This is a genomic window from Nocardia sp. NPDC005978, from assembly GCF_040614455.1.
Lineage (GTDB): Bacteria > Actinomycetota > Actinomycetes > Mycobacteriales > Mycobacteriaceae > Nocardia.
The window spans coordinates 1-4,364 of the sequence record NZ_JBEXUS010000217.1 but is presented as its reverse complement, the minus strand read 5'-3'; the positions used below and the strand labels follow the sequence as shown (position 1 = coordinate 4,364).

Here is a 4,364-nt window from a genome sequence, read left to right as displayed (position 1 = left end):
CACCGCGGCCCCGCACCGCGGCGCGAGCGCACGACCCGGCGCAGCGCCACCGCCGTAGCCACGGTGGCCAGCAGTCCACCCGCCCCGGCCGCCACGAAGGCCACGCGCGGATCGGTGCGATCGAGCAGCAGGCCGCCGCCGAGGTAGGACAGCGCGGCCGCGATGCCGATCGCGCCGTAGAGGCTGCCGAACACGCGGCCCAGCAGGGCTTCCGGGACCGCGCGCTGGATCAGGGTGTTGGCCGCGACGTCCATGGCGGCGATGCCCAGACCGCGGGTGGTCTGGACGACGAAGGCCGCGGCCACCGCCCAGGCCAGGCCGGTCAGCAGATTCCCGGCGCTGCTGATCGCGAAGCCCGCGACGAGCAGGACGGGCATGGTGAACCGGGTGCGCGCCACCAGGGCGTAGCCCGCCAGCAGGCCGATGCCGACACCGGCCAGCAGCAGGCCGACCGCCGAATCACCGCTGTGCAGGGTGTCTTTCGCGAGAAAGACCAGGGCGACGTCGTCGATGCCGTTGCAGGCCACGATGGCGACGTAGCCGAGGCCGATGACGCGCAGCAGCGGCGCGGCGGCGAGATAGCGCAGACCGGCCCGGGTCTCGGACCACAGGGTGGCAGGCTCCGAATCGTCCCGGGTGCGAGTTGTTTTCGTCGGCAGGAAGGTGAGCAGGAGCGCGGAGACGAGGAAGGTGGCGGCATCGATCAGCAGGACGCCGCGCAGGCCTGCGAAGGGGAACAGCGCCGCGGCCACCAGCGGGCCCAGGGTCTCGCCCACGTTGGTGCCGAAACCTATTGCGGCATTCGCGCTTTCCAGCTCACGGTCGCGGACCAGCGCGGGCACCACGGCACGGGACGCGGGCTGGAAGATTTGGCCGGCGACGGCGCGCACCGCGACCAGGATCAGCAGCAGCCACAGCGCCGGCAGCCAGAGGGCGATGGTCAGCACCAGCGCGCCCTGCACGAGGTCGCAGACCACCAGGACGCGTTTGCGGTCGAATCGATCGCTCAGCGCGCCGGTGAAGGGGCCGAGCAGCGCGGGCGCGAAATCGCCCACCAGCAACAGGGCCGCCACCGCCAGCGCCTGCCCGGTCGTGTCGGCGACGTAGAGCATCAGCGCGACCAGGGTGAGCGAATCACCCAGGAACGACAGCGACCGCGCGGTCCACAGCAGGCGGAACCCGCGGTTGCCGCGCAGCAGCCCGGCGATACCGGTCGACCCCGTCACCGGCAGGATTCTCGCAGACGCCACCGCCCGCTGCCCAAGGGTTTTCGGGGGCCGCGAGGACAAGCGCCGGACCACCCCGCGGTCCAGAACTTGATCTCGGGCGCGGGGTGCCGGACCGGGTTGCGCTGCCGCAGGCCACGAGCGGTGTTCCTCGTCATTCCGGGCGACAGCGCACCGGGACGCCAGGAGATTTCGGCGCCGACCGCTCGGACGCGATAGCGGCTCGCGCGGCCGGGACTACCGGGTGGGCGGGGTGACCACGCCGTGGGCGAGCAGGCTTTCGGCGGTGTCGACCAGGGACTGGCGTTTCGGGCGCAGGGAGATTCCCAGTTCGGCTTCGGCTTTCGCCGAACTCAGGCGTTCGAGTTTGCCCAGGGCGGGAACCACGCGTTTGATGCCCGGGTCGGCGAGGGCGGCTACGCGCACCAGCCAGTCCGGAAGCACGCGCAGCGGGACGCGGAAGCCGCGCGGGCCGAACTCGACCGCGAGGACGGCGGCCATATCGCGCATCCAGAAGTGCTCGCCCGCGAAGATGTAGCGCTGGCCGGCGGCCTCGGGGGTCTCCAGGGCGACGCGGTGGGCGCGGGCCAGATCGCGGACGTCGACGGTGGACCAGCCGACATTGAGGTTGCCGGGCACCTTGCGGCCGAGCAGGCGGATCGCGGGCTCGTGGGACATGTTGGTCTGGCGGTGCAGCACCGGGCCCAGGATCATGGCGGGGTGCAGGGTGACCAGGTCGAATCCGAGGCCGGGCGCCTCGGCGAAACGCCGGGCGGCCTGCTCGGCGAGGGTTTTGCTCCTGTCGTAGCCGCTCACCCGGTCGGGGTCGGACCAATCCTGTTCGGTGAACACCCGATCCGCGTCGTGGCCCTGATTGATGGTGACGATCGAGGAGGTGAGCACCACGCGACGCACGGTGGCGGCCGCGGCCGCGGCGCGCAGGACGCGCAGGGTGCCCTCGACGGCCGCTTCGACCATCTCGCGCTCGGATTCTTTGCGCCCGTTCGGAATCGGTGACGCCACGTGCAGGACATGATCGCAGTCCTTGGCGGCGACCTCCCAGCCGTGGTCGGAGGTCAGGTCCGCCTGCGTGAACTCGAGCGCACCGCCGAGCCGGTTCGCGATGTCCACCAGGTGGGCGCGTCTGCCGGTGTCCGACAGGTCCCGGACGGTCGCCCGCACGCGGTAGCCGTGTTCGAGCAACTCGGTGATGCAGTGCCCCGCGACGAAACCGGTCGCTCCGGTCACCAGGACCGTGTCCATGCGCAATTCCTCTGCCGCTCATAGGGAATCGCTCCCCGACCCCTACCGTCGGGCGGAGTCTACTGTGCCCGCGCGACCCGGGCGCTCCGGGTCGCGGGGGTGCTCAGGTGCCGAAGGGCGTGCCCGCGCCCTCCGCACGGGCGGGTGGTTCGCGCCGGGCCGCCAGGGGCAGGGCGATGTCCTCCAGCGAACGGTTCTCCGCGTCCACGGCAAGCAGTTTCGCGATGACGCCGCCGGTGATCATGACGGCCGCACCGAGCAGATAGCCCAGGAACAGGCGGAACGGGTGGTCGCCGTCGCCGATCAGCGCGCCGTAGATGACCGGCCCCAGCGCGCCGAAACACTGTGCGATGGCGAAGAATACGGCGATAGCCTTGGCTCGGACCTCGAGCGGGAAGATCTCGCTCACGGTGAGGTACGCCGCGCTGGCGCCGGCCGAGGCGAAGAAGAAGATGACGCACCAGCACAGGGTCTGGGTGATGGCGTTGAGGACGTCCGCGTAGAACAGGACCGCCGAGATCGCCAGCAGCACGCCGGAGAGCAGGTAGGTGCCCGAGATCATCGTGCGGCGGCCGATGGTGTCGAAGTAGTGGCCGATGGTGAACGGGCCGAGCAGATTTCCGACCGCGAAGGCGATCAGGTAGAGGGGCGTGGTCTCGGACGGCACGCCGTAGAACTTGCCGAGCACCAGCGTGTAGGTGAAGAAGATCGCGTTGTAGAGGAACGACTGGCTGATCATCAAGCTCGCGCCCAGCACCGCGCGAGAGGGGTACTCGCGGAACAACACCCGCGTCAGGGCTACGTAGCCGATCTGATCGGCGGGCCTGACCTCGAGCACCTTGGACTCGTCGACCGGCGGCAGTTCGACCCCGGTGGCGTGCACTTCGCGTTCGATCTCGGTGATGGACCGCTCGGCGTCCTCGGTGCGGCCGTGCATGATCTGCCAGCGCGGGCTCTCGGGCAGGTGGCGGCGCACGAACAGGATGATCAGGCCCAGCACCGGGCCGATCAGGAAGCCCAGTCGCCAGCCGACGGACAGGGTCACCATATTGAGCAGGATGTACGTGCCGATGGTGCCGATAATGGCTCCGGCCCAATAGGTTCCGTTGACCGCGATGTCGACGCGGCCGCGGTAGCGCGCCGGTATCAGCTCGTCGATGGCGGAGTTGATGGCCGCGTACTCGCCGCCGATGCCCATGCCGGCGATGAAGCGGGTGACGTACAGGAAGGCGATCCAGCCCGCGCCGCTGCCCAGGGTCAGCGCGGTGAGGCCGCTGCCGAACAGGTACACGCCCAGCGTGATCAGGAAGAGTTTGCGCCGTCCGAGCCGGTCGGAGAGGTTGCCGAACACCAGCGCGCCGACCACTTCACCGGCCAGGTACACCGTGGCCAGCAGGCCGACCGCGGTGGAGGACAGGTTCAGGGTCTCGGGCTCGGTCAGGGTCTCGGCGACCGCGCTGGCGACGGTGATCTCGAGGCCGTCCAGGATCCACGCCACCCCGAGCGCGGCCACCATGCGGGTGTGGAATCTCGACCACGGCAATCGATCGATCCGGGCCGGGATCAATGTCCGCACGGTGCCGTCCGCACCGGCTTGCTCCGCCATCACGACTCCTCGGTTTCGAAGCACGTCCGACTTACCCGCGATTGCGCTGATCAGCGAGCGCAACGGTACGCGGATACCCCGAATCCGGAAGATCACGCCGGGTCGCGCGGCGCGGGCGGGCGCGGGCGGGGTCGCGCGGCGCGGGCGGGCGCGGGCGGCGCGGGCGGGCGCGGGCGGCGCGGGCGGCGCGGGCGGAGTCGGGCGGCGCGGGCGGTGACGTGCCGGGTCGCGCGGCGCAGGCGGTCACGTGCCGAGTCGCGCGGCGCAGG

General features: G+C 70.8%; 4 protein-coding genes. All 4 read right to left on the bottom strand.

What is annotated here, in order from left to right; all coding sequences use genetic code 11:
• Positions 1–1,226, bottom strand: a 1,226-nt coding sequence (locus tag ABZ319_RS40115; RefSeq protein WP_354991834.1) for an MFS transporter, incomplete at its 3' end; no start/stop codon positions are given.
• Between the two features lie 237 nt (positions 1,227–1,463).
• Positions 1,464–2,489 carry an NAD-dependent epimerase/dehydratase family protein gene (locus tag ABZ319_RS40110; protein WP_354991833.1) on the bottom strand — a complete coding sequence of 342 codons (1,026 nt, stop codon included), beginning with the start codon at positions 2,487–2,489 and terminating at the stop codon, positions 1,464–1,466.
• A 103-nt stretch (positions 2,490–2,592) separates the two neighbouring features.
• Positions 2,593–4,095, bottom strand: coding sequence for an MFS transporter (locus tag ABZ319_RS40105; RefSeq protein WP_354991832.1), 1,503 nt, complete (start codon positions 4,093–4,095; stop codon positions 2,593–2,595).
• A gap of 31 nt (positions 4,096–4,126) precedes the next feature.
• Positions 4,127–4,364, bottom strand: a 238-nt coding sequence (locus ABZ319_RS40100) for a hypothetical protein (protein ID WP_354991831.1), incomplete at its 5' end; no start/stop codon positions are given.

Coding starts and splice junctions, on each gene's coding strand:
- ABZ319_RS40110 (WP_354991833.1), bottom strand. CDS start 2,489: ATGGACACGGTCCTGGTGACCGGAGCGACCGGTTTCGTCGCGGGGCAC.
- ABZ319_RS40105 (WP_354991832.1), bottom strand. CDS start 4,095: ATGGCGGAGCAAGCCGGTGCGGACGGCACCGTGCGGACATTGATCCCG.